Source organism: Bacillus sp. 204(2023), from assembly GCF_037027505.1.
GTDB lineage: Bacteria > Bacillota > Bacilli > Bacillales > Bacillaceae > Bacillus > Bacillus subtilis.
The window spans coordinates 272,248-295,311 of record NZ_JAXCHE010000003.1 but is presented as its reverse complement, the minus strand read 5'-3'; the positions used below and the strand labels follow the sequence as shown (position 1 = coordinate 295,311).

Annotated in this window: 23 protein-coding genes; 3 read left to right on the top strand and 20 right to left on the bottom strand. The window is 46.2% G+C overall.

From position 1 onward, the window contains the following. Positions 1-8: 8 nt before the first annotated feature. The 4 genes from epsK to lrpC form a co-directional block, all read right to left on the bottom strand. Positions 9-860: a cyclic-di-GMP receptor EpsK gene (epsK, locus tag WA279_RS08720; protein ID WP_133953664.1), complete on the bottom strand. Its 852-nt coding sequence runs from the start codon at positions 858-860 to the stop codon at positions 9-11. After that, a complete protein-coding gene (locus tag WA279_RS08715) occupies positions 841-1,929 on the bottom strand; it encodes a lipoprotein YdaJ (protein ID WP_133953665.1) in 1,089 nt (362 codons plus the stop codon). The genes epsK and WA279_RS08715 overlap by 20 nt, the downstream gene beginning before the upstream one ends. Before the next feature lie 202 nt (positions 1,930-2,131). Continuing rightward, the gene (locus tag WA279_RS08710) at positions 2,132-4,315 is read right to left on the bottom strand and encodes a DNA topoisomerase III (protein ID WP_336155077.1); all 2,184 of its coding nucleotides are present in this window, start codon (positions 4,313-4,315) and stop codon (positions 2,132-2,134) included. A 64-nt stretch (positions 4,316-4,379) separates the two neighbouring features. Beyond that, positions 4,380-4,814 (bottom strand): transcriptional regulator LrpC, encoded by a 435-nt coding sequence (gene lrpC, locus WA279_RS08705; RefSeq protein ID WP_003246585.1) that lies wholly within the window; start codon positions 4,812-4,814, stop codon positions 4,380-4,382. A gap of 184 nt (positions 4,815-4,998) precedes the next feature. On the opposite strand from lrpC, the gene WA279_RS08700 reads away from it, so the two are divergent. Continuing rightward, positions 4,999-5,289 carry a DUF3817 domain-containing protein gene (locus tag WA279_RS08700; protein WP_014475846.1) on the top strand — a complete coding sequence of 97 codons (291 nt, stop codon included), beginning with the start codon at positions 4,999-5,001 and terminating at the stop codon, positions 5,287-5,289. A 44-nt stretch (positions 5,290-5,333) separates the two neighbouring features. Here the strand turns inward: WA279_RS08700 and amj are convergent, their stop codons facing one another. From amj to WA279_RS08675, 5 genes are all read right to left on the bottom strand, one after another. After that, positions 5,334-6,143 (bottom strand): lipid II flippase Amj, encoded by an 810-nt coding sequence (amj, locus tag WA279_RS08695; protein ID WP_336155075.1) that lies wholly within the window; start codon positions 6,141-6,143, stop codon positions 5,334-5,336. A 505-nt stretch (positions 6,144-6,648) separates the two neighbouring features. Further along, the gene (locus WA279_RS08690) at positions 6,649-7,071 is read right to left on the bottom strand and encodes a pyridoxamine 5'-phosphate oxidase family protein (RefSeq protein WP_003234396.1); all 423 of its coding nucleotides are present in this window, start codon (positions 7,069-7,071) and stop codon (positions 6,649-6,651) included. 77 nt (positions 7,072-7,148) lie between these two features. Continuing rightward, positions 7,149-7,700: a GNAT family N-acetyltransferase gene (locus tag WA279_RS08685; RefSeq protein WP_336155073.1), complete on the bottom strand. Its 552-nt coding sequence runs from the start codon at positions 7,698-7,700 to the stop codon at positions 7,149-7,151. A gap of 86 nt (positions 7,701-7,786) precedes the next feature. Beyond that, the gene (gene lyxE / locus WA279_RS08680; protein WP_336155072.1) at positions 7,787-8,290 is read right to left on the bottom strand and encodes a D-lyxose ketol-isomerase; all 504 of its coding nucleotides are present in this window, start codon (positions 8,288-8,290) and stop codon (positions 7,787-7,789) included. Positions 8,291-8,305: 15 nt separating this feature from the next. Continuing rightward, complete coding sequence (locus WA279_RS08675; protein ID WP_336155070.1) at positions 8,306-9,166, bottom strand: SDR family oxidoreductase; 861 nt, start codon at positions 9,164-9,166, stop codon at positions 8,306-8,308. Between the two features lie 155 nt (positions 9,167-9,321). On the opposite strand from WA279_RS08675, the gene WA279_RS08670 reads away from it, so the two are divergent. Then, the gene (locus WA279_RS08670; RefSeq protein ID WP_336155069.1) at positions 9,322-9,918 is read left to right on the top strand and encodes a class I SAM-dependent methyltransferase; all 597 of its coding nucleotides are present in this window, start codon (positions 9,322-9,324) and stop codon (positions 9,916-9,918) included. 18 nt (positions 9,919-9,936) lie between these two features. Here WA279_RS08670 and WA279_RS08665 read toward each other — a convergent pair whose 3' ends face one another. The 4 genes from WA279_RS08665 to pbpC all read right to left on the bottom strand — a co-directional run bounded on the left by WA279_RS08665 (position 9,937) and on the right by pbpC (position 16,939). Next, positions 9,937-11,448 (bottom strand): class I adenylate-forming enzyme family protein, encoded by a 1,512-nt coding sequence (locus tag WA279_RS08665; RefSeq protein WP_336155068.1) that lies wholly within the window; start codon positions 11,446-11,448, stop codon positions 9,937-9,939. 211 nt (positions 11,449-11,659) lie between these two features. Further along, on the bottom strand, positions 11,660-13,744 hold the full coding sequence (gene mtlR / locus WA279_RS08660; RefSeq protein WP_336155067.1) for a mannitol operon transcriptional activator MtlR: 2,085 nt from the start codon (positions 13,742-13,744) through the stop codon (positions 11,660-11,662). A 185-nt stretch (positions 13,745-13,929) separates the two neighbouring features. Beyond that, the gene (locus WA279_RS08655; RefSeq protein ID WP_336155063.1) at positions 13,930-14,832 is read right to left on the bottom strand and encodes an aldo/keto reductase; all 903 of its coding nucleotides are present in this window, start codon (positions 14,830-14,832) and stop codon (positions 13,930-13,932) included. Positions 14,833-14,932: 100 nt separating this feature from the next. Next, complete coding sequence (gene pbpC / locus WA279_RS08650; protein ID WP_014478860.1) at positions 14,933-16,939, bottom strand: penicillin-binding protein 3; 2,007 nt, start codon at positions 16,937-16,939, stop codon at positions 14,933-14,935. Positions 16,940-17,090: 151 nt separating this feature from the next. Here pbpC and WA279_RS08645 point away from each other — a divergent pair, with 151 nt between their 5' ends. Further along, positions 17,091-17,378, top strand: coding sequence for an antibiotic biosynthesis monooxygenase family protein (locus WA279_RS08645; RefSeq protein ID WP_336155060.1), 288 nt, complete (start codon positions 17,091-17,093; stop codon positions 17,376-17,378). Positions 17,379-17,383: 5 nt separating this feature from the next. Here the strand turns inward: WA279_RS08645 and WA279_RS08640 are convergent, their stop codons facing one another. From WA279_RS08640 to WA279_RS08610, 7 genes are all read right to left on the bottom strand, one after another. After that, positions 17,384-17,629, bottom strand: a complete 246-nt coding sequence (locus WA279_RS08640; RefSeq protein ID WP_003240256.1) for a YczI family protein — start codon at positions 17,627-17,629, stop codon at positions 17,384-17,386. A gap of 172 nt (positions 17,630-17,801) precedes the next feature. Then, complete coding sequence (lipC, locus tag WA279_RS08635) at positions 17,802-18,443, bottom strand: spore germination lipase LipC (RefSeq protein WP_336155058.1); 642 nt, start codon at positions 18,441-18,443, stop codon at positions 17,802-17,804. 63 nt (positions 18,444-18,506) lie between these two features. Continuing rightward, complete coding sequence (locus tag WA279_RS08630; protein WP_336155056.1) at positions 18,507-19,259, bottom strand: IclR family transcriptional regulator; 753 nt, start codon at positions 19,257-19,259, stop codon at positions 18,507-18,509. A 15-nt stretch (positions 19,260-19,274) separates the two neighbouring features. Next, on the bottom strand, positions 19,275-20,282 hold the full coding sequence (gene pxpC / locus WA279_RS08625; protein WP_080332310.1) for a 5-oxoprolinase subunit PxpC: 1,008 nt from the start codon (positions 20,280-20,282) through the stop codon (positions 19,275-19,277). 2 nt (positions 20,283-20,284) lie between these two features. Continuing rightward, on the bottom strand, positions 20,285-21,007 hold the full coding sequence (gene pxpB / locus WA279_RS08620) for a 5-oxoprolinase subunit PxpB (RefSeq protein ID WP_014475832.1): 723 nt from the start codon (positions 21,005-21,007) through the stop codon (positions 20,285-20,287). Positions 21,008-21,051: 44 nt separating this feature from the next. Beyond that, entirely contained in the window at positions 21,052-21,825 is a 774-nt protein-coding gene (locus WA279_RS08615) for a putative hydro-lyase (protein ID WP_010886407.1), read from the bottom strand. Positions 21,826-21,848: 23 nt separating this feature from the next. Next, on the bottom strand, positions 21,849-23,063 hold the full coding sequence (locus WA279_RS08610; protein ID WP_014478854.1) for an NRAMP family divalent metal transporter: 1,215 nt from the start codon (positions 23,061-23,063) through the stop codon (positions 21,849-21,851). Between the last annotated feature and the right edge of the window lies 1 nt (position 23,064).

Below are 23,064 nucleotides of genomic sequence, written 5' to 3'. Positions count from 1 at the left end.
TGATTCCTTTATAGTTCATTCATCATCATCTCGTTTTCCAGTTCTTCTAAAAATTGATCAGCTGTTTTGATATCGTTGTGGTAGGGCAAATAGCAAACGTGGAACGTAAGCGACACATACTTTCCATTCTCCAGCTGATATGTATCCAATTGTTTCTTCAGCTTAGTCAGAACTGCCGGCATATGTTCAGCAGGCGTGTGCGTCAGCACGATCCCGATACGCTCGTCAGAGGGACGGAATTTCTTATCCGTTTCCCGAACGCTTGTCCTGATTTGCTGACTGACATATTGGAAGAGGCGGTCGGTTTCTTTTTCACCGTACAAAGACTTAAACTCTTTGAAATAATGCATATGCAGCAGCAAAAACACAAAAGAATTGCCGTAGCGCTCCGCCCGCTTGATTTCTTCTGAAAGCTCCAGCTTCATCCTTTGCTTGTTATCAAAACCGGTCACTCTGTCAACAGCAACATAGCTTTTAATTTCGGATTGAAGCCGTGTAATCGAGCGCCGAAGCTCTGCTGTAATATCGTGGATTCTTCCAGAAATAAAAGAAAACAGCAAAAGCGCGATTCCCCACACGACAAGCATTCGCAGCCCTTCCTCAGCCGGAAAGAGCGATGTCTGTCCAGTCTGGAAAAACATCATTAAGGTGCCGAGAACAAAGAGTACGATTAAGGTCACTGCCAGCGCGTAAATCGGGCCGAACCAGATGCCTGCGGCGATGACGACAAATGTGATGCAAAGGATCAGAGCACCTTCTGATTGCTGGGCTGACACATAATAAATAAACAAAGACAGGGCCGCTATGAGCCCTGAAAAATAAGCAAATAATTTTTGTGATTCACTGAATGATATTTTCATTAAAAAGCTTCCTTTCGGCTAACAGCGGCAGCAGATTGTCAAATGAATGCGTCTGAGTGCCGCTCATATAGCCTCCATAATACGATTTCACCGGATCATGAATTTCAAAGTCATTCATTCTGTCATATATGGCTTTGATGACAGTACTGTTTTCATGCTGTTTTGTCAAAAACAATGCGGCTAATGCATATACGGATGGAGACTCATATTGGACGGCAGGCTCCTTGGTATCTGCCGAATACCGCCCGTACAGCTTTCCGTTTTTCTGAAATTCCTGCTTGATCCAGTCCGCTAAAACAGATGCTTTTTCATCCCCTTCCGGCAAATGCCAAGCAGCGTAAAGCTGATCAATCAGGTTGATTTCACTATCATATGTGTATTCCTTCGTCTCCGAGCTGTATGTTTTCGGCAGAAAGCCATTTTTTAAAGGAGCTAAATAGAGAACATTGGCATTCCGCTGTTCTGTTTCTTCGTCTATGATTCCATTCTTCTTTAAGACAGCTAAGGCATCAGGCATGACGTATGAAAGCGTCACATCCTTTGAAGCGGCCTGTGAGTCGTAAAAGTCTGTAAAAAACCCGTTGTTCATATTGTATGTCTTCAAAGACGTGCCGATATCCCTAGCCGTTTGCGCGTAGTCGCTGCGGCCCCATTTTGCGGCGGCTTGGTCAAGAGACAGCATAATTCTCATATCATCTATCAGCGCATTCGTCCCGCTCGCTTGGCCATTTTGAATCTTCCACGTCACCAAGTGATTGCTCATCAGAAATGAATCAGTCAGATGCTGATATTGATCCTGGAAATGTGGTGCGTCATTTTTGCTGAGCAGAAACTCCATCCACAGTCCGAGAGATTCCGACAAGTAAGAAGGCTGGTCTGAAAAATCGGTTTTGATCAGCCCTTTGTCATTCATTAAATTGTGATAGATGAAATATTCCGCCGGCTGGAGCGGGCTGGCATTCACTTCTGTCGCCGACTGATTTTGGGTCTTGTTTCCAGCTTCAGCACACCCTGCGGAAAGTCCGATAGATAAGAAGAATAAGATGACAGCAATTAGTACATGCCTCACAGGCAAATCCCCCTTTGTCGCCTGAAGCAAATCAGACGCTCACAAATAGTTATAGACGAAAATATGACTGCCATGTTACAAAGTACATTTACTATAAAAGAAAAAAATGCAGATTGCTAGCTTTTTTTCCCCTTTTTGAACATTAAGAAAACAGGACCTAAGTCCAATAGAAAAACCTGTGCGATAGGCACAGGTTTTTTTATTATTTATCCAAACCGAGTTTTTTCAGCTGTTCTGCCAGCGCGTTGTTAATCGGCTCATCTTTATTTTGTTTTTTCATATAAGAGGATACGTCCCGTTTGGTAGCACGCGCTTTGTCTTTGTTTTTTCGTTTTTCAAATACAGAGAGCTTCTCACGGTGACCGCACACACACGCAAAGGTTTGGCCTTCGCCTTGGCCGCGAAGCTCCATTCTTTTATGGCAATTCGGGCAGCGTGCGTTTGTTTTTCGTGCAATCGTTTTTCTGCTTCCGCATTCACGATCTTGGCACACGAGCATCGTCCCGCGTTTGCCGTTTACTTTCAGCATCATTTTGCCGCATTCCGGACATGCCGTTCCCGTGATGTTGTCATGTCGGAAGGTTTGGCTGCTGTTTTTGATTTCTTTTACCGTTTGGTGAGCGTAAGCCTTCATATCTTTAATAAAAACAGCCGATTTCAATTTGCCGGCCGCGATCGCAGACAGCTTTTGCTCCCATTCTGCTGTTAAGGCCGGTGATTTCAGATCCTCCGGAACAAGTTGCAGGAGCTGTTTTCCTTTAGATGTGATAAAAATATCTTGGCCTTTTTTCTCGATTAAAAAGCTGTTGAACAGTTTTTCAATAATGTCGGCACGCGTTGCCACCGTGCCGAGACCGCCTGTTTCTCCAAGCGTTTTGACGAGGCCTTTTTCTTCTCCCTGCATAAACGCGCTTGGGTTTTCCATCGCTGACAGCAAGGTCCCTTCGTTAAAGCGGGCAGGCGGCTTCGTTTGGCCGCTTGTTTCCGTTAACGTGCGGACGGCAAGTGTGTCGCCTTTTTGAAGCGCAGGAAGGGTCTGGTCTCTGTCATCCTCCTGCTCATCATCCTCATCCGCCATATCATAAACGGCTTTCCACCCTTGCGACTGCACGGTTTTGCCTTTCGCCGTAAAGGTTTCTCCGCCGATTTCTGCGATGACCTTTGTTTCCTCATATTCGAATGCAGGCATTAATACAGCCAGGAAACGTTTCGCAATCAGGTCATACAGCTTTCGTTCTTTATCACTCAGACTGCTGAGAACGAGCGGCTCTTCGGTCGGGATAATCGCGTGGTGGTCTGACACCTTCGCGTCATTGACATATCCTTTATGAGATTTAATGCCGCGTTTTTTAATTTGGCTGACATATTGGGCATATGGTTTTACTTCCATGCCTTCCAGACGGTCTTTTAACGTCGGGACGATGTCACTGGATAAAAATCTAGAGTCCGTCCGCGGATATGTGACGAGCTTATGCTGCTCATATAGCTTCTGCAGGACAGAAAGCGTTTCTTTGGCAGAAAAACCGAAGCGCTTGTGAGCGTCACGCTGCAGCTCCGTTAAATCATAAAGCGCAGGGGCAAAGCTTTTTTTCGCTGTTTTTTTCAGCTCAACTACGACCGCTTGCTTTCCGTCGAGGTTTTTTAGCAAACGGCTTGTTACATCTTGATTGAACGTTCTCGTCTGCTTTGATTTCTTATCCTGCCACGTCAGCGTCATGCCGTCGACTGCAGCACGGATGCCGTAATACGGAACGGGCGTAAACGCTTGAATGTCTGCCTCTCGCTTTGCAATCATGGCAAGCGTCGGAGTCTGCACACGCCCGCATGAGAGCTGGGCATTGAATTTTGTGGTAAGTGCACGGGTGGCGTTGATCCCCACAATCCAATCCGCTTCCGCTCTGGCGACGGCAGAATGGTACAGGTTTTCATATTCTTTGCCGCTGCGCAGCTTTTGAAAACCTTCCTTGATCGCTTTATCCGTCACAGATGAAATCCACAGCCGCTTGATTGGTTTTCGGACATTCGCTTTCTCAATGATCCAGCGCGCAACAAGCTCACCTTCCCGGCCTGCGTCAGTCGCGATGACAATCTGATTGACGTCTTTACGGGTAAGCTGGGATTTGACTGCATTGAACTGCTTTCCGGTTTTTTTTATCACCACAAGCTTTAAGGGTTCTGGGATAATCGGCAGATCCTCTAGGCGCCATGATTGAAATTCTTTTCCGTAGCCTTCCGGATCAGCAAGCGTCACCAAATGGCCTAAAGCCCAGGTCACAATATATTGATCGCCTTCGAGATAACCGTTTCCTTTTTTATGGCACTTCAGCACCCGGGCTAAATCCCGGCCGACTGAAGGTTTTTCAGCTAATACAACTGTTTTTGACATGCTTGATCACTTCTCTTTCTTTCACGCTCATCCTGTTATTATAACAGACTTCACGCGGCACTCTCTAACCGCGCCCGTTTTTCGTGTCAATTTCCGAGAAAATGACGTGAGTGACGGTTTGCGCGTAGGGCGATGTTTTGTTAATGAAATCTTCTACCGCTTCGAGGCTTTCGGCATTGATTTTCAGCATATAGCAGGCTGCACCTGCAATCCGGTAGCAAAATTCAATATTCGGCAATGTTTGAATATAGCTTTTGAACCGCTCGTAATCCGCGTTTTTAACGGTTGCTTCCACAATGCAGGAAACGGGAAGCCCAAGTTTTTTCTGGTCGACCTCCAGCGTGTATTGCTTGATGATGCCAAACGATTCAAGCTGTCTTACCCGTTCTGTTACAGATGGAGGCGACAGCTTAATTTTTCTGCCTAATTCCCTCATCGACAAACGGCTGTCCTTCTTCAGCTCCTCAATGATATTCAGATCAATCTGGTCAAGTTTCATTTCAACATCCTTCTTTTTTGATTTTGTACACATTATCTCGGGTATTTTTGTAAATGACAAGTACAGTTCCCTAGAAAAGGCATGTAAAAATGAATGTTTTCCGAACATTTTTTGAAAGCTGTCATATGCCCCTCCGGATTGTTTATAGTATAAAATGAAAACGTGTCCACAAGGAGGGCGATTTATGCTGCACACGCCGATCGGAAGACTTCGCACGATGGGTTTTATTGAAGGAATGTCACTCTTAATCCTGCTGTTCATCGCTATGCCGCTTAAATATTGGGCAGGCCTTCCGCTTGCGGTGACAATTGTCGGTTCGGTTCACGGCGGGTTGTTCATTTTGTATTTGCTTGTCTTGGCTTATGCAACCTTCTCTGTCAAATGGCCGCTGAAATGGTCAGCTGCCGGCTTCATCGCCGCTTTTGTCCCATTCGGAAATTTTTTGTACGACCGCGGATTAAGGAAATATAAATAAGGGAACGCAAAAAAGGCTGGATTTTTATGATCCAGCCTTTTTTATTAAAACCACTTTGTCAGCCACGCTATATAGTAGGCCCCCGGAATAAACATGAGCTGGGCGAGGAGTGTGCCCGCCACCCTTGATGTGACCATTGTGACAGAGGTCCATTTTAAATAGGTATAGCTTCGTTTTCCTTTTGCCACATCATCGGCTAGAACGGATACTTTAGGATCAACAAAAATGGCCAGCAGCATCGTCGCAATTCCGTTGATCAAACCCGAAGCCATGACGGCTGTCGTGCTGCGCTCCGGCGCCAAAAGGCCTGCGTATAAAGCCGAAAGCACACCAATCGTATAAATCGATGTGATCAGCATGTTGATGACAAACAAACGCTTCGGAATCAAGCGCATATGAAATCCTTTTACATATGAAATGGACGGCAGACGTAAATAGGAAAGGGCATTTTTGAATCCTTGTTTCGAGAATCCCTTTCGAAATACTTGAAAAACAGAGCCGCCGCCGCCCGCCAAGTGAATAATCGCCCGTGAAAAAAGAGCGACAAAAGACGGGAGCAGGATAATGCCCAAAATGGTGCCGACTGTCGATCCGAAAATTAAAAAGCGGAACTGCTCCCCTACAATCGCCAGTGCGTTTTTTCCAGCATCATCAATTAAATGCCCGGTAAAGGGCTGCTGCACCATGTTCGACATTCTGGATACGATGACCATGACATTAAACAGAGAAAGCGCGGACGCAATAAATCCAACGCGGGCCCCGGAAAGCCTTGTGGCATAGGCTAAGGTTTCTATCGAGTGAATCAGCAATAAAAAACAAAAAATAAAAAGTACTTGTGTTGTAATGACATGCACGTTATTCTTCCTCCAATTTCATCCTAGAGATAAGACTGGAAAGAAGACAAGGAGGTTTCAGTACGATGTGTTTTTTGCAATAAAAAAACCGTCCGGCGTACGCCGGGCGGTTTGTCTTATTCTTTTCTATACGCAAATAAAGATTATATCATCCGCCAAGTCAGGCGGGTTAGATTCATAAAGCATTGTTCCGAAGAATCATTCTGGAAAGTAAACACCATGGAAATTTCTTGAACACAAGACAACGAAAGCCCTACCTCTCAATCGTCACTGCGGCTCCGAAGCCGCGCCGGTGTGAATTGTAAAACAAAAAAGTCTTTTTTCCATCTCATCGTTAGGGGCGATTTGTTATGAAGGAAAAGAATAAGGGCAGCTAATTATGCTGCTTGGGAAGCGGTAAGCTTCTCTCTCAAAACAGAAAAAAGAAGTTTACTTTCTTTTTTATTTGCTTATTTTTCTTACTAGCTATTCATAATAACATATCGCCCCTGAAAACACAAATTTTTTATAGTTCGAGTGAGACCGGTGTTTTCTCCCCGGCATTCATTAATCTGATATCCTCCGGTTCAATTTCAAGAATCACCAGATTCGGATCATCCTTGCCGTCAAACCAGCGCTCTAATTTGGAACTCCATATTTTGTCCTTGAGTTCTGCCGAATTGTTGATTTTGGCTTTTCCGGCAACTTCGACATATGCGTCGCCAAAGCCTTCACAATCATAGCCTAATAAAATGTGGACATTGGGGTTGTTCTCAATTTCTTCCGCTTTATGAGTTTCCTTGCTTGTCGGTGTGTAAATCGTCAGCCCGTCATGGAAAAAAGTCATGTAGCGGGAATGCGGTTTGCCCTTTTGAACTGTTGCGAGCGAACCTACTTTATGGTGATCTAGAACATCAAGCACTTTTTGTTTAATGTCTTGCTGATTCATCTCGAATCACTCCTTTTTAACGTCTCCGCTGTTACTTTTCCACATCCGGGGAAGATTTAAACAAGAAAGTGTGCTCTTTATTTTTCGCCTTCCCATTCACGCTTTAACAGACTGTAGTAGACGAGGTCGTGATGCATGCCATTTACGTATAAGCCGTCCCGTGCCCTGCCTTCCTCTAGAAACCCGAGCCGCTCCGGAACCGCTCTGCTTTTTTCGTTTCCGACAGCCGCACAGATCGCCACACGATTCAGCTCAAGCTCTTCAAAAGCATACGTAATGAGTTTTCGGCAGGCAGCTGTAATAATGCCTTTCCCTTCAAATTCTTTGGCAATCCAATATCCGATTTCCGCCTTTTGATTCACTTGATCAAGGTTATGCAGCCCGATCATGCCGCATAGGCTGCCATCATAAAGGAGCCCCGCTTCGATGCCGGTCAGGTCTGCATACTGATGCCGCCATTCTGGAATGATGGTTTCTCTGTACGTGTCAGCGCTGCTTGGATCTACCGCCCAAAACAGCCACTGGCTGAGCCGCTGCTGATTTTGGATAATGAGTTCGGCCAGCCGCTCCGCATCATTCGGCTCCAATAATCGGATGGTGATGTGCTCATTTACCTTGCAAGTGAACATTGCCTCGCCCTCTTTCCTTTTTTACCCATTATAGCGATGATTCTGTTTTTTTCAATACAAAAAAGGATGGGCTGTTAAGCCCATCCTTATATTCGTGGATCGGTAAAGATATCATGTTTATCCGTGCTCGTCGATGACATTTCCGTCACGACGGCACCTTCTTCCCCGGCCTGGAACCAATGCTTTGTGTTTGGTGGAATCGTGTATTGCCCGCCCGGTTCTAGCTCAATTTCGTGCCAGACCGTATAGTGTTCTCTGTCTTCATGAGGAGGGAGAACTTTTGGAAGCGGCGTTTTTTCTCCTTCTACGTAAAGATACACTTTTCCGTAGCGGCAGCGGAAGGTCTCCTGCTTGCCTTCCTGGCCGTCGACCGGCGGATGGCGGTGTTCCGGGCAAGTCTGTCCCGGAAACAGCACCAATTCCTTTGAACAATAACGGTCTGTATTGACGTAGACGAAGAGCTGGAGCCCGACTTTTCTTTCTTTTCCTAAGCCGTAATCCATCAGCTGGATTTGGTCTACTTCCTCGTCCGTTAATACAATCCCTGCTTTTTGATAGTAGCTGTTCACTTCTTCTTTCGTGATGCCCATATGTCTCACTCCCTCTTATGTCGTCACAAAGTTTCCGCCGTTGACATGCAGGGTCTGTCCTGTCATGTAAGAGGACTCATCTGATGCCAGGAGCACATAACAGCCGACGTGCTCAACAGGCTGTCCAGGACGGCCCATCGGCGTATCTTGCCCAAATTGAGCAACTGTTTCTTCAGGGAACGTAGCTGGGATTAGTGGCGTCCAGATTGGACCCGGCGCGACTGCATTTACACGGATGCCATCTTTAACAAGCGCCTGCGCCATTGTTCTTGTAAAGGCGTTGATCGCCCCTTTTGTCGCTGTATAATCAATCAGTGTCGGGTTCCCTACGTACGGGTTGATGGATGTCGTATTGATGATGGCGCTGCCCGGTTTCAGGTAATCAATTGCTTTTTTAGTCAAATAAAATTGAGAATAAAAGTTTGTTTTGAATGTGCGGTGAAGCTGTTCGCTCGTAATATCTTTGATGCTTTCCTTCGGATGCTGTTCACCTGCATTGTTGACAAGGATGTCGAGGCCGCCTAGTTCCTTGACCGTTTTTTCAACCGCTTCATTGCAGAATTCCTCTTCACCTACGTCACCAGCAATCAGCAGGCATTTTACGCCTTCTTGTTCAACACGTTTCTTCGTCTTCTCAGCGTCTTCATGCTCATCCTTATACACAATGGCGATGTCTGCGCCTTCCTTTGCGTAAGCGACGGAAACCGCGCGTCCGATCCCGCTGTCGCCGCCTGTAATAAGAGCTACTTTTCCTTTTAATTTGTCTGCTCCTTTATAATCCTCGTACTCATACACCGGACTTGGATTCATTTCGCTTTCAATTCCCGGCTGGCGACTTTGAGTTTGTGCCGGCAGTTCTTTTGGATAATTTGTCATGATGATTCTCCTCCTTTGTTTTCATGTCTATTTGTTGTGTACCTCACACACTCTTTGGATAAACATGGCTTGGCACCTTCGCATTGCTTTATCAGAAAAATGTTTCACATGGAACGCTGGGAGGAAATTAACTCAAAAAGGGGGTTGGTTGCTGAATGATTAACATGCTTTCTAGAAGATTCAGCAGGCCAAAGGGCGTCATCGGCATGATTGCCGGGTACATCATGGCTGCTGAAAATCAAACACTGAATCAGTGGACAATCAATCAGCTGGGTATCACGCGCGGGGACAGCATTTTAGAAGTCGGGTTTGGCCCGGGATACTGCATGCAGCAGATATTGAAACGCAAAAAGGATGTTCATCTTCATGGGATTGATGTGTCAGAGGCCATGCTGAAGCTGGCCGCCCGCAGAGTGAAATCAGAGGAGGTACGCCTGATACAAGGAAGCGTCGAGACATTTCCTCTTTCCGCCTCGTTTTATGATAAAGTGATTTCCGTTAACAACTACACCATTTGGAATGACCAAACAAAAGGCATGAAACAGATTTATCGTGCCTTAAAGCCCGGCGGCAAAGCAGCCATTACGATGCAGCCCCGGGAAGCGGATGCCAGCCCTGAGAAAACCAAATCATTTGGAAAACAGATGATTGCCGACTTCAAAGCAGCCGGCTTCGAAGACATTGATATACAATTTAAGAACATTAAGCCTGAGCTTTCCGTCTGTGCAACTGCAAAGAAGCCCGCCACATAAAGGGACGGGCTTCTTCTTTTATGAATGTACAGCCTGATTGCGCAGGACGTCTTTTTTCACTTTGCCAAGGTTGTTTTTCGGCAGTTCGTTAACAAATTCAACTTCAGGTATTTTGTAAGCGGACAGGCGTTCTTTACAAAATTCGATGACATCCTCTTCCGTGATGCGCTGGCCGCCATTTTTCACGATAAAAGCTTTCGGTTTTTCACCGTAAAGCGGGTCTGGAATACCGACCACAGCCGTTTCAAGGATTCCCGGGATCTGCTGGATAACTTCTTCAACCTGATCAGGATAGACGTTATCGCCTCCGTAAATAATGACATCCTTGTAGCGTCCCGTGATGAAAATAAAGCCATCTTCATCCACATAGCCTGAATCTCCGGTTCTGAACCATCCATTTTGCAGCACTTTAGCTGTTGCTTCAGGATTGTCTTCATAGCCTTTAAATAAGAATGGAGTATGAACAACGATTTCGCCGATTTCTCCTTGAGGAAGTTCTTCTCCGGTCAGAGGATCTTCCACTTTGACTTTAACACCTGCCACAGGTTTTCCTGCAGATGCCGCTTTATCCATTCCCATATCAGGCATCCATGTGCTGATTCCCCAAGCTTCAGTGCTTCCATAGCCGTGTGCGAGCGGAATGCCGATATCAAGATAGCGGCGGATCAGGCTGCTCGGCACTTTTGTTCCGCCTGTCATTAAAATCACAAGCGAAGATAAGTCGGTTTGATGCGTTTCCCACGCTTCAAGCAAATACGTGTAGAACACAGGAAGAGCCATCACAGTTTGAATTTTTTCTTCTTCAATGACCTTCAGCATGTGAACAGGATCTTGATCCTTTGTAAACACAAAGGTTGTTTCTGCAAACGTTCCAAGCATGATGCAAATGAGCGCACTCGTATGATAAATCGGATGGCACGCGAGAAAACGAAGGCCCTTCATGCGTGCTATTGAGCTGTTGGATTTTTTAACGTATCTGTATATGCCGCCATGTGTAATCATGCATCTTTTTGGGTTTCCCGTTGTTCCAGATGTAAACATCAAAAGTGCTGTATCATCAGGGGAAACCATTTCCGTCTCTGGCAAATGATCAGGACCTGCAAACAGCGCTTCAAATTCAGCAGATGTTTCGTAAGCTGTTCCTGTTTCCATTGTTACACACAGTGAGGACAATTCAGGAAGAACTTCATCCAGTATCTCTTTAAACTCCGCTCCGTAAAACATCGCTTTCGGTTCACTTGCTTTTAAAATGCCTGTCATTTCATATGGTTTGAGCTGCCAGCTGACAGGTACGACAACAGCACCTATTTCAAGCGCGGCGAACATAACAGTTGAGGCGGGATGGCCGTTTTTGCAAAGCAATGCAACACGGTCGCCCTTTTGAATTCCTTTTTGAAGCATGGCATTCGCCAGCTGATTAATCCGTTTACGGTAACCTTTATATGTCAGTGTATGGTCTCCGCTTTTTACAGCCTCTATTTCTTCGCTATTCGGCATGTCATGCAGAATCAGATGCTGTAATGTTTCCATATCGTCATCTCCTATATTATCTTGAATCTTCAATAATTTGTTAGATTTTCTTCCTTACCTCACCCATTTTAACCCAAAAAAGATAACTTGTAAAACTATTTCATTTTGGAATTATTCCAATACTGAATGATAAAATAGTCCCACATTTTCTTATTTTGTTCCCCATCCACAGAAAAACACACGCCAAATTTTTGACGTGTGCCATGCAGGATTACAGTATGTTTTTTTCTTTCATCCATGTGAAAAATATGCGGTTTAACCGCTGATACAATTCTTGTTCTCTTTCTTCCTGAAACCCCGCCATGCTTTCTCCGCTCTCGATAATAGCCGAGCTGATCGCGCTTAAAATCTCCGAGCCTTCAGCGGATAATGAGCTAGGCGCCATCATGACGAGGATGCGTGTCATCCTGAGGGTATTTCCGTCCATGCCATCCACTTCATAGGAGGTGCTGAGATCAAACATTTTGAAAAAAGGCAGGACGATTTCATCATTTTTGAGATGATAAAGCGCCATGTTTGTTCCGGGGATTCCCAATCCCCCTTGTTTCTCCCGTTCAGCCAGGCAAACCGCGGCTTTTTCCGGATCACGGATCAAGCCATCCTTCTTCAGCTGTTGAAAAAGCTCTAACAGAAGCATGCTATGATCCGGGTTTGTTTTGAGTGGAGCTAGCGTAAAATGGCGCAGAACATCTTGGATAACCTCCATATACCGCCCTATGCTTTCCGCCGCCTCTAGCATGTCAGGTACATCAGCTTGCTGCGCCTCTTCCTTCGAGCTTCTTTTTTTGTTAAGAATAAGGGGAATCTTCCGCTTGATATACTGCTTGACCTGGTTTGCGTCTTCCTCATTTAATAGCGGGCTGACCATGATGTAATCAATGTTTTCATAAGGAATCGGTACAGTGGACACAATCATATCATAGGCTTGAACATCCTTCCCCTTTAGCTCGATCAAGGATGACATATCAAACGATTCAATTTCCGGCAGCTCTTTTTTCAGTCTGGAGGCAAGCATTTTCGAGGAGCCGATCCCGCTTGAGCAGACGACAAGCGCTTTCACTTTTGCTTCTTCTTTTTTGATTTCAAGAGCCGAGCCAAAGTGAAGAACGATAAAAGCGATTTCATCATCAGAAAAGGACATGCCCGGAAAATACTTTTCGACGCCTTCTTCGATCGCCATATAAAGCAGAAAATAATCGCGCTTGATCTGTTCCTTCATCGGATTGTATATCTCAATATTTTCTTTTATGCGGCTGACGGCCGGCTCCAAATGGGCGATCAAGCCTTCATATAAAGAGTAGTTTTTCGTCAGATCCATTCTGATTTTGTCTGAAATAAAAGCAATGAGCCGCTTTGTTTGCAGGGCTGTTTCCAGCTCAATTTCCTGCGCTTTGTATTCTGTTTTGTATTTTCGATTGGCGCTTCGAAGGTGGATTGTAATATAGCCGACCTCCGCCTCTGGAATCGTCACGCCGAAGGCACGTTCAAGCTCGCCCGCGATTTCAAGAGCCGAACTGTATTCTTTCGCATTCTTCAGTTCCTCAAGCTCATTTTGCTCCATGGTGATGGTTTCCCCAAGCTTAATTCGTTCGATCGCATACGTCAGATGGACGACGAGCGCTATATAGGAGCTGTCGGACAATGAAAAAGCGATTTTTTCTTTGAGCTGAAATAAGATGCGCTCCATTTTTAGCAGCTCACCTTTGCTGACAACCCCGAACATTTTCTCTGAAGAATCGGTTTTTCCTTTGATGTTTAATTCAACCGCTTCCAAAAACATTTGGATGTCGAGACGGTTCACAATCAAGTTGCCGACAATTTTCCGTTTCGCATTCTCCGGCCCTATGAGCTGGATGCCAAAACCTCTTTTGCGGATCAGTGTCAGTCCGAAGGGAGAAATCCACTTCTCGAGCTCATCTAAGTCATAGCTGACCGTGGCATTCGTCACCTGGAGATCATGAGCAAGCGTGTACAGTTTGACGGGCTCCTGAGACTCTAATAACGAACAAAGAATGAGCAGTTTCCGTTCGTCGGCGCTGTATTCATGCTGTTCATATGATAAATCAGTAAGCAGCTTTTGTTTATCCTCGGGACTTCCCACTGCTTTCAACCCTTTACCGGGCTGTTTATCTAACGTAAGCCCCACGGTTTCCATCAGCGGTTTAATTGATTTGAGTTCCCTGTGAATGGTTCTCGTGCTGACTTGCATCAGCTCAGCAAGCTCAGTTACGGTTATATATCTGTTTTGTAATAATAAGTGCTTTAACAGCTTTTGTTCTCTGGCAGTCATATACATAAAAAAGACCTCCTAGACAATCTTGATGTGCGGATGAAGTCGCAAGGAGATGCAGTAGAGGATATAGAGAGGTTTCCTTTTAATATAAAACGCTTTCAAGAAAGAATCAATCACTTATAAATGGTAATTTGGCACTAAGCGGTGTGACAATATTGAAAAAGCATCAGCTGGTAAGCTGATGCTTTTTATGGAATATCGTAACCCTGTACGGCTGTAAAAATGCGGAACCATTGATCCTGGTCAATCTTGTATGACAACGCATTTATCGCGGCGGAAATCCGCTCGCGCTTTCCGCTTCCGACAATCGGCATGATGCCGGCCGGATGCGTGAACAGCCATGCGTACATGACCTCGTCCAATGAAGCAGCGCCGATTTCCCCTTGGACGGATTCAAGCGCCGTGCGGACACGCTGGTCTTTATCCGTGTTTCCAGTGAATACTTTGCCGCCTGCCAGAGGCGACCAAGCCATCGGCGGAATCCGTTTTTCCTGGCACAGGTTCAAAGTGCCGTCGAGCATATTTTCTAATTCGTATGCGGAAAGCTCAATCTGGTTGGTTACGAGCTTCTCAGGCAAATACGATTCCAGCATCCGATACTGGTGATCTTTAAAATTTGAAACGCCAAAGTACCTGACCTTGCCAGAGCATTTCAAGGCCTGAAACGCCTCTGCTACCCCCTCCGGATCCATGAGCGGGTCCGGTCTGTGAATCAACAGCACATCAATATAATCCGTCCTTAAGTTCATAAGCGATTGCTCAACGGATGCCAAAATATGCGATTTGCTTGTGTTATAATGATGCGATCTGTGAGCGGGCCGTTCAGGCGATTCAAGAACGATACCGCATTTTGTGACCAGCTCTATGTTTTCTCTTAATCCAGGCGAAAGGGCAAGGGCGTTTCCAAACAGCTTTTCGCACGTATAGCCTCCATAAATATCCGCATGATCAAAGGTCGTGATGCCGTGATCGATACACCATTCAATGAGGCTCAGGAGTTCAGCATCGGAATAGTTCCATTCATTCAGCCGCCAAAGCCCGTGTATGACTCTTGAAAATTGAAGATCCTCCGCCAATTGAATACGCTGCATGCAAAATCCCTCTTTTCTTTGTATAGACCGGGTTTTGCCCCTTACTAGTTCATTCGGCCTCAGATCCCCTTTTTCCTTTCGCTCCTTTTAAAAAGACATTTTAATTCGATTGAAATTGCTTTTTCGCTTTCTCAACGACATAGTGGCTGCCGCCGCGGTCCTGCACATTTTGGATCATCATGGCGACAAGCAGGTCTTTGTTTTTGTAATCGTAGCCGACAAACCAGCCATTTTCCGTGCCGTCTTTATCATCTTTTGATGTTTTCAGCTCGGCTGTTCCTGTTTTCCCGGCCACTGTGATTCCTTTCACGACAGGCTGATACGCTGATCCGCGCTCATCTTCCACAACGCCTTTCAGACCTTTTGTAATGTCTGCCGCTCCTTCCTTGGTGACCACTTGCTTGTGCCAAACATCAGCTGTTTGTGAATCTTTTTTGATCAGCGTCGGTTTGACAAGGTCTCCATTGTCAACAAATGGCGTGTAAGCAGTTGCCAAGTGAAGCGGAGACATTTGCATTTGCCCTTGTCCGTAGCCTGTATCCGCAAGCAAAATGTCTGAATCAAGCTTGTCATTTGCAATAGACGATTTCTGGATCGGGAATTCGTACGGAACGTCCTCTGAAAAACCGAATGTCTTCAAGCCTTTTGTGAAGGTGTCCGCTCCCATATCAAGCGCATTCTGGGCAAAATAAATATTGTCTGACGTAATAAGGGCGTTTTCCAAATCGACTTGTTGAAGTCTCTCAGACACACGTGTCACTGAATAGCCGCCCCAGCTCGAATCTTTTTGCCACTCCTTGCCTTTGATTGTTTTCTTCTCATCGGCTTTAAGGGTGCCGTTTTTGATTCCAATAGCAGCCGCAATCGGTTTAATGGTAGAACCTGGCGCGTATGTCTTATTGAATTTCGCTGAAAACGGATTGTTTTTATCTTTGTTTAGCTTTTTCCATTCCTTATCGCTCCAGCCGAAAATAAATCCGTTTGGATCGTAGGAAGGCGCGCTGACAAGGGCGAGTGTTTCGCCTGTCTTCGGCTGCAGCGCGACTGCCGCCCCGCTGTCATCCTTCAGTTCATCATACAGCTTCGTTTGCGTTTTGATATCAATTGTGAGGTGAAGATCCTCGCCGTCCTTTGCTTTCTTTTCAGCGATGACTTCCCCGGTTTGCGGCACGTAGATTTTCCAGCCAGTTGTGCCTCTTAGCTTGTCTTCATACACATTTTCAAGTCCGGCGATACCGATGTTAGACGTATCGCTGTACGTTCCTTCTTTCTTTTTCTTCAGTTCTTCCGCTGTAATGGCGCGGACATAGCCTGTCAAATGGGCTGTCTTTTCGCCATACGGATAGTAGCGGGAGCTGACATTCGTTCTTGTTACGCCTTGTAATGACGTCGCTTCAGAAACTAATTTCTCCTGGTCAGGCTTGACCTTTTTGAGCGGCACAAACGAATCGTCTTTTACCCAGCCTTGATCCAGCTTTTTCTTGATGTCATCTTCAGTCAAATCAAGTTTTTTGGCGAGTTCTTTTATGACTTTCTCTTTTTTATCGCCAAGCTCTCCGGGAACAATTCCAATTTCCGGAACATCTGTATTGACAGCTAAACCTTTTCCATTTTTATCGTAAATTTGGCCTCGTTTCGGTTCAATGCTCATAATTTGCACGGTTTTGTCGTCAGCCAGCTGCTTGAAAATAAACGATGGGTCCCAATCTATATTCCATGACTCCTCGTCATCTGTTTTTTCTAATTTCAGCACAGCAGTATTCTTGAAGCTGACTTTGCCGGCATTTGTGTTCATGCTGACTTTATACGGGATATGTTTCATCGTCTTGTTGTCTTGATCGTCCTTATCTACTTCTCCCGCAGTGACTTTCAAATTTTTTACGCCGGCCTGCTCATAGATGGCTTTATACCTGTTGACGAAATCTTTTTTGGAGATTTCTTTTTTGACATCTTTAGTCAGGCTTTGATACATGTCATCGAATTGCTGATCGTTCCACTGTTTCACGAATGCTTCCATGCGATCCTCTGGTGAATCTGTTTTGGAGCATCCGATTAACCCAATCAATCCGACGCATAGAAATACTAGTAGAATACACTTTTTTAACATGACTTTCCCCTGCCTTCCACTTGTTATTTTCTCTTAATTGAATTGGTGCGTGCAAGATTTTTTTTGAAAATGAAGGAAAAGTTCACCGATTTTGCAGAAATCTCCTATCGTTTGCTGTAGACTATTTGAAAAGACAGAAAGAGGGGATAGCATGGTCAGGGAGGCAGCAATGCTTCACATTAAAGAAGGCCTTGAACAAGAGTTTGAGGATGCATTCCGGCAAGCGGCGTCGATTATTTCCGGCATGAAGGGCTATATCACTCACTCGTTATCAAAATGCATGGAGGAAACGCATAAATATCTGCTTCTTGTGGAGTGGGAAACACTTGAGGACCATACGGAAGGCTTTCGCGGTTCTTCAGAGTATCAAGAGTGGAAAGCCTTGCTTCATCGGTTCTATACCCCGTTCCCGACGGTCGAGCATTTTCAGGATGTGTAATAGATTTATATAATATGAAGTGTAAAACCGATAAGGGAGACAGACCATACAAAAACGGCGGTATAAATATTAAAAGCGCCTGAGCCGTCATTTTCTTTTTTGCGTTCTTCAAGCCCCTGCATAAACATGACGGCGCCAAGAAAGACGAGCATGACCGATTGGATAACAGAGGTGTGTTCCGTATAGTTAAAAGCAATAAGCGCCAGTATAATAATGATAACCGCAAAAGACATTTTAAAAATCCGAAACAAAAGGACCATCCTTCCTTATATACGAAATATTGAACATTATGGCTATATTTGCCTACGTCCTCCATTATTCTAGCGCACTTTGTTTGTCTGTAGAACAGAAGACAGAGAATTTTAAGTTTCTTTTAATATTTCGATCACACATAAAAAACGCGCCTGTCATGAGGCGCGTTTTCTATGAAACTGATAATTCTTTATAGCCTAACTTGTGAACGGCTTCAGCCATCGCTTGATAGCCTTTGCAGTTCGGATGGACACCGTCAAAGGACAGATATTCCCGCTCCTTGCCTTTGAAAATACTATAGGCATCTGCGATTTTGACATGGGGTGCTGATGCAAGTGTTTCTAAATGTGAATTAAAGGATGTGATCCATTTGCCGGCAATTTCAATGCCTGGAAACGGATTGTATAAGTTGAACACTCGGATGGCGTACGGGGAAGGTTTTTCTCCTTTAATCTCGGCGACTTTGGCAATCATCTTTTCAAAATTCTCATGGCAATGGGCGGATACACGGCTGAAAATCGTTTCATCCTTAGAGGTTTGGTAGGCTAAGACCGAATCGATGAGATCGTTTCCGCACCCTGTGATCGTTATCATATCAGCATCTCGAATGCATTTTTGCACATAGGGATATGAGAGGAGTCCCAAAATCTCTTCTGTATTCAGGCCTGATCTGGCAAATATGTTTATTGCCGTTCTTGTTTTCAAGTCAGCTTCCATCATGTCCCCAAAACGCTGGACGAAGCCGGGTGAAAACAGCCCGGAGCCTCTCCCTGTCGTCAAGGAATCGCCCAGAGCTGTATATCGAAGCACCATGTTCTTTCCTCCACTCTTGAACGTCGATACGTTAATGTACGCAGCAGAGAAAAGATTGGCTACTTATGTATATCCTATTTTTCTTGAAATCTGTAAAGCGGCGTCCTTCACCTTTTCTGTTAAATAGGGCAGCCTGTCTTCTGTAAATCTCGCTTCAAAGCCTGCAATGCTAATGCCGGCTGCCACCTGGCGCTTATGGTTAAAGATCGGGGCGCCGATCGCCGCCGTATAGTTTTCGAGCTCTGAATAGCTGACAGTATAGCCATTTTGCACAGAGGCATCAATCTCCTGAATCAGTTTTTCGGGATCGGTAATCGTTCCGGAGCCAATCGAAATGAGCTCGGTTTGTTTGATGTATGCTTCGATTTCTTCACGGGGAAGAAAGGACAGAATGCTTCTGGCGCACGCTCCCGCGTATAGGGGGGAACGCCTGCCGATCGCCGTATACAGCCGCACAGTCTGTGTCCCTTCTATTTTCTCAACGTATATCGCTTCATTGCCGTCCCTCATGATCAACTGCACGGCCTCATCCACTTCCCGGCACAGCTCTTCCATCACCGGTTTCGCTATTTTTCTGATATCCAGCCTGTCAGCGACAAGCTGTCCGAATTCCAAAAACACCAATCCCAGCGAATAAGCGCCGGACGCATCCCGACTGAGGAACCCCATTTCCTCCAAGGAGCTGACCATCCGGTGAACAGAGGTCTTCGGCATTCCCGTCAGCGACACCAGTTCACTTAAGGTTAGGCTTGGTTTGTGCAAAAACAAATTAAGCAGCGCCATAGATTTGACTACGGTTTTGTTTTTATTCTGCATCATGCATCCCCTTTGCTATGTCAGCCATTCCATCTTCATTCTCGTTTTCAGTTCTTTTATATGCTGTTCCCGTTCTACCGCAAGCGCTTCTGCCTCCTGAAGGGACACAGGTTCAAACTGGACGTGCTCGCCCGGCATGATTTGGGAAACAATCGGTAGATCAGCGGATATGATGTGCGCGATCCTCGGATAGCCGCCAGTCGTCTGCCGGTCTGCAAGCAGGATAATCGGGTTGCCGTCAGGCGGCACCTGAACTGTTCCGAATGAAACCGCTTCCGACACCATCTCAAGCGGGGCCTTCAGTTCGAGCGGTTCTCCTTTGAGCCTGTAGCCCATACGGTCAGACTGCGGCGTGACACGAAATGCTTCTTGATAAAAACGCGTTTTTGATTCTTCTGTGAAAAAGGCAAATTGCTTTCCTTCCAGCACCCGAATGACGGGATTCTTCTTCAATGGCAGAAATCTGCTGCGGCTGACTGACCACTTCGGTGCTGCAAATCCCTGTTTTCCAAGCTGCGAACTTAAGCGGGAAAGGATGGTTTGCGAAAGAGCTGACATCTCTCCAATGTTCAGTTCATCTTCTTTTTGAAGCGCTCTGCCATGAAGTCCGCCGATGCCTGCTCTGACGTATGTGCTTTTACTTTCCATGACGGCAGGCACCTCGATGCCGCCGGCTGCCGCCAAATAAGCACGGCTGCCGAGTTTGCAGGGGCCGAAGCTGACCGTGCTGTTTTCCTTGATGAGCACAGGCTTCCATAAAGGCGCTTCCTCGTCATTAATACGCAGCGTGAAGTCCGCCCCTGTCACAGCAATCAGTGTCTGTTTTGAAAAATGAAACGACGGACCGGGCCCCATCATCGTTATTTCGAGACCTGCTTCATTTTCGCCGTTTCCTATCAACAGATTGGCAATGCGCAGTGAAACCGTGTCCATAGCGCCGCTGGCCAGAACGCCGTATTTTTGGTAACCCGTTCTGCCTATATCCTGAACCGTTGTGAGCAGTCCGGGCTTTAATACTTTCATGCTCAATTGGACTCCTCCTTATAGGCGTGATAGTCTTTTTCTGAGATGCGAACGAATTTCACAGTATCTCCCGCCCGCAGCAATGTCGGCGGGTTTTCCTGCGGCCGGAAAAGAGCCAGCGGCGTTTTGCCGATCAGCTGCCAGCCGCCCGGCGTTGAAATCGGGTAAACGCCTGTCTGCAATCCCGCAATACCGACCGAACCTGCGGGAATCGACGGTCTTGGCGATGATTTTCTCGGAGCTGCAATGCGTTTTGACATCCCGCCTAGAAAAGGAAAACCGGGCGCGAAGCCAAGCATATACACCACATATTCACCGTTTGTATGAATGTCGATTACTTCCTCCGGTGACAGCTGATTGATCTTCGCCACCTCTTCTAAATCCGGACCGAATTCACCGCCATAGCAGACGGGAATTTCTACAATGCGGCGGTTGACCTCATAGTCTTCGGCTATTTCTGCCAGCCGCTCTTCGACATCGCGCTTGACCTTCTCAAAAGGTGAGCTTATGCCTTGAGGCAAATGCTTGTACACTTCATACATATCATAAAATACGGTTAGACTTGTAAAAGCCGGGATACATTCAATGAATCCCGGAAATGGCTGTTCTTCTATATAAGCGGCCGCGGCGTGGACAATGCCGTTGACCTGTTCATTGATTTCTTCTCCGAATCGGATCATCATTGCAGAATCACCGAGCTGTTCGATTTGATATCGTACAGTCATCTTTCTCACCTCTTTTATTTCTCGTTCATCAGGATGACGAGAGGTTACAGCACCGCAAGCGACTCGTCTCGAATATCTGTGATGAGCATATGCCCCGGCGCATGTGTGATGACCATTTCAGGCTTTACATTCATAGCCACGGCTTGCGGGGTCACTCCGCATGCCCAAAAAACAGGAACCTCGCCGTCACGAATGGAAACGGCATCTCCGAAATCCGGTTTCCCGAGATCGCGAATCCCTATTGCTCCCGGATTGCCAATATGGATCGGCCCTCCGTGCACAGCCGGAAAACGCGAGGTCACTTGTGCGGCACGTACAGCCAGCCGTTCAGGAACCGGCCTCATGCTGACAACCATCTGTCCGTGAAACGCCCCCGCCGGAACACAATCGATATTCGTTTTATACATCGAGACGTTTGTCCCCTCATCAATATGCCGGACAGCTATCCCATTATTGATCAGTGCCTGTTCAAAGGAGAAACTGCATCCGATCAGAAAGCCGACAAAATCGTCCTCCCAGTATGGCGTAATATCAGATACTTCTTCCGTTAGGATACCGTGCCTGTAAATACGGTATTTCGGAAAGTCCGTTCTGATATCAGCATCCGGCGCAGCCAGAGACGGCACAGGCGAACCTGCTTCAGTCACATCCAGCACGGGGCAGGGCTTTTGATTTCGCTGGCAAAACAGCAGAAAATCAAACGCAAGGTCCTTTTTCAAAACCACAAGATTCGCTTGGGCGTAGCCGCCGGACATGCCTGCGGTCGGCCCGTTTATTTTCCCCTCTCGTATCAGGGCGCGTACATCCTTTGGCGCCATTTTGTTTAATTGCTCCACTTATATCAGCTCCACAATTGAGGAAGTTGTGTAATTAACGTGTAGATTCCCATAACTGCCATTACAATCACTACAAGCGCGCCTGTGCTTGTCAGCCAAAGCGGATGCTTATAATCACCGACAATGTTTTTCTTGTAGGCGGCAACAAGCAGCGTTCCGAGCGCAATCGGCAGAATTAAGCCGTTCAGTGAACCGACAAGGACGAGGATCTTCGCAGGCTGGCCGATTGTGACAAAAGCTAACGTAGAAACCACAATAAATCCGATAATAATACCGCGTGAATTCTTTTCAATTTTTGGAGAAAAGGTCTTGAAAAATGAAACAGATGTATAGGCTGCTCCAATAACAGACGTAATCGCCGCAGACCACATGATCAATCCGAAAATTTTATAACCGACATTTCCAGCAGCCAGCTTGAAGACAGAAGCCGCCGGGTTGCTTTCATCGATGTGCAGGCCTTTCGATACAACGCCTAGAACCGCAAGAAAAAGAGCGATACGCATGACAGATGTAATTAAAATGCCGACAACCGAGCTTTTTGTCACCTGCGGAATGGATTCCTTCCCTTTAATTCCGGCATCAAGCAAACGGTGTCCCCCGGCAAATGTGATATAACCGCCGACGGTTCCGCCCACTAGGGTGACAATGGCAAATATGCTGATGTGTTCCGGGACGAATGTATTTGCGACTGCCTGTCCGACCGGAGGAGCTGTCGTCGCCGCAACGTAGACCGTTAAAATAATCATCACGAACCCCGCGATTTGCGTAAAACGGTCCATCGCTTTTCCTGCTTCCTTGATGACAAAAATCAAAATGGCGATAACAGCACTGATTAAAGCGCCTGTTTCAGGTGTAATGCCGAACAGCACCTGAAGTCCCAGCCCGGCCCCTCCGATATTCCCAATATTAAAAGCTAGTCCGCCAAGCACGACGAGAATGGCGATGAAATATCCCAGTCCGGGAAGCACCATATTCGCAATTTCCTGACCTCGTTTTCCAGAAACTGCGATGATGCGCCACACATTGGTTTGGGCGAAAATATCTAAAATAATAGAGATTAAGATGACAAAACCGAAGCTTGCTGCGAGTGTGTTTGTGAATGTTGCGGTTTGGGTGAGGAAACCCGGTCCGATTGCTGATGTCGCCATTAAAAAGGCGGCGCCCATCAGCAATGACCAGCTGCCCGCTTTTTTTCCTGCTGTCTTTTTCTGCTGCTCCATC

Excerpts from the sequence above, each read along its gene's own strand:
- pxpC (WP_080332310.1), bottom strand. The coding sequence starts at position 20,282 with ATGAAAGTATTAAAGCCCGGACTGCTCACAACGGTTCAGGATATAGGC.
- WA279_RS08685 (WP_336155073.1), bottom strand. The coding sequence starts at position 7,700 with ATGTTCACTTGCAAGGTAAATGAGCACATCACCATCCGATTATTGGAG.
- WA279_RS08670 (WP_336155069.1), top strand. The coding sequence starts at position 9,322 with ATGATTAACATGCTTTCTAGAAGATTCAGCAGGCCAAAGGGCGTCATC.
- epsK (WP_133953664.1), bottom strand. The coding sequence starts at position 860 with ATGAAAATATCATTCAGTGAATCACAAAAATTATTTGCTTATTTTTCA.
- WA279_RS08630 (WP_336155056.1), bottom strand. The coding sequence starts at position 19,259 with ATGCAGAATAAAAACAAAACCGTAGTCAAATCTATGGCGCTGCTTAAT.
- lipC (WP_336155058.1), bottom strand. The coding sequence starts at position 18,443 with ATGGTGCTTCGATATACAGCTCTGGGCGATTCCTTGACGACAGGGAGA.
- WA279_RS08665 (WP_336155068.1), bottom strand. The coding sequence starts at position 11,448 with ATGGAAACATTACAGCATCTGATTCTGCATGACATGCCGAATAGCGAA.
- WA279_RS08700 (WP_014475846.1), top strand. The coding sequence starts at position 4,999 with ATGCTGCACACGCCGATCGGAAGACTTCGCACGATGGGTTTTATTGAA.
- WA279_RS08615 (WP_010886407.1), bottom strand. The coding sequence starts at position 21,825 with ATGGCGCCAAAGGATGTACGCGCCCTGATACGAGAGGGGAAAATAAAC.
- WA279_RS08655 (WP_336155063.1), bottom strand. The coding sequence starts at position 14,832 with ATGCAGCGTATTCAATTGGCGGAGGATCTTCAATTTTCAAGAGTCATA.
- lyxE (WP_336155072.1), bottom strand. The coding sequence starts at position 8,290 with ATGGGCATCACGAAAGAAGAAGTGAACAGCTACTATCAAAAAGCAGGG.
- WA279_RS08690 (WP_003234396.1), bottom strand. The coding sequence starts at position 7,071 with ATGAATCAGCAAGACATTAAACAAAAAGTGCTTGATGTTCTAGATCAC.
- WA279_RS08645 (WP_336155060.1), top strand. The coding sequence starts at position 17,091 with ATGGTCAGGGAGGCAGCAATGCTTCACATTAAAGAAGGCCTTGAACAA.
- mtlR (WP_336155067.1), bottom strand. The coding sequence starts at position 13,744 with ATGTATATGACTGCCAGAGAACAAAAGCTGTTAAAGCACTTATTATTA.
- WA279_RS08675 (WP_336155070.1), bottom strand. The coding sequence starts at position 9,166 with ATGACAAATTATCCAAAAGAACTGCCGGCACAAACTCAAAGTCGCCAG.
- lrpC (WP_003246585.1), bottom strand. The coding sequence starts at position 4,814 with ATGAAACTTGACCAGATTGATCTGAATATCATTGAGGAGCTGAAGAAG.
- pbpC (WP_014478860.1), bottom strand. The coding sequence starts at position 16,939 with ATGTTAAAAAAGTGTATTCTACTAGTATTTCTATGCGTCGGATTGATT.
- WA279_RS08610 (WP_014478854.1), bottom strand. The coding sequence starts at position 23,063 with ATGGAGCAGCAGAAAAAGACAGCAGGAAAAAAAGCGGGCAGCTGGTCA.
- pxpB (WP_014475832.1), bottom strand. The coding sequence starts at position 21,007 with ATGACTGTACGATATCAAATCGAACAGCTCGGTGATTCTGCAATGATG.
- WA279_RS08710 (WP_336155077.1), bottom strand. The coding sequence starts at position 4,315 with ATGTCAAAAACAGTTGTATTAGCTGAAAAACCTTCAGTCGGCCGGGAT.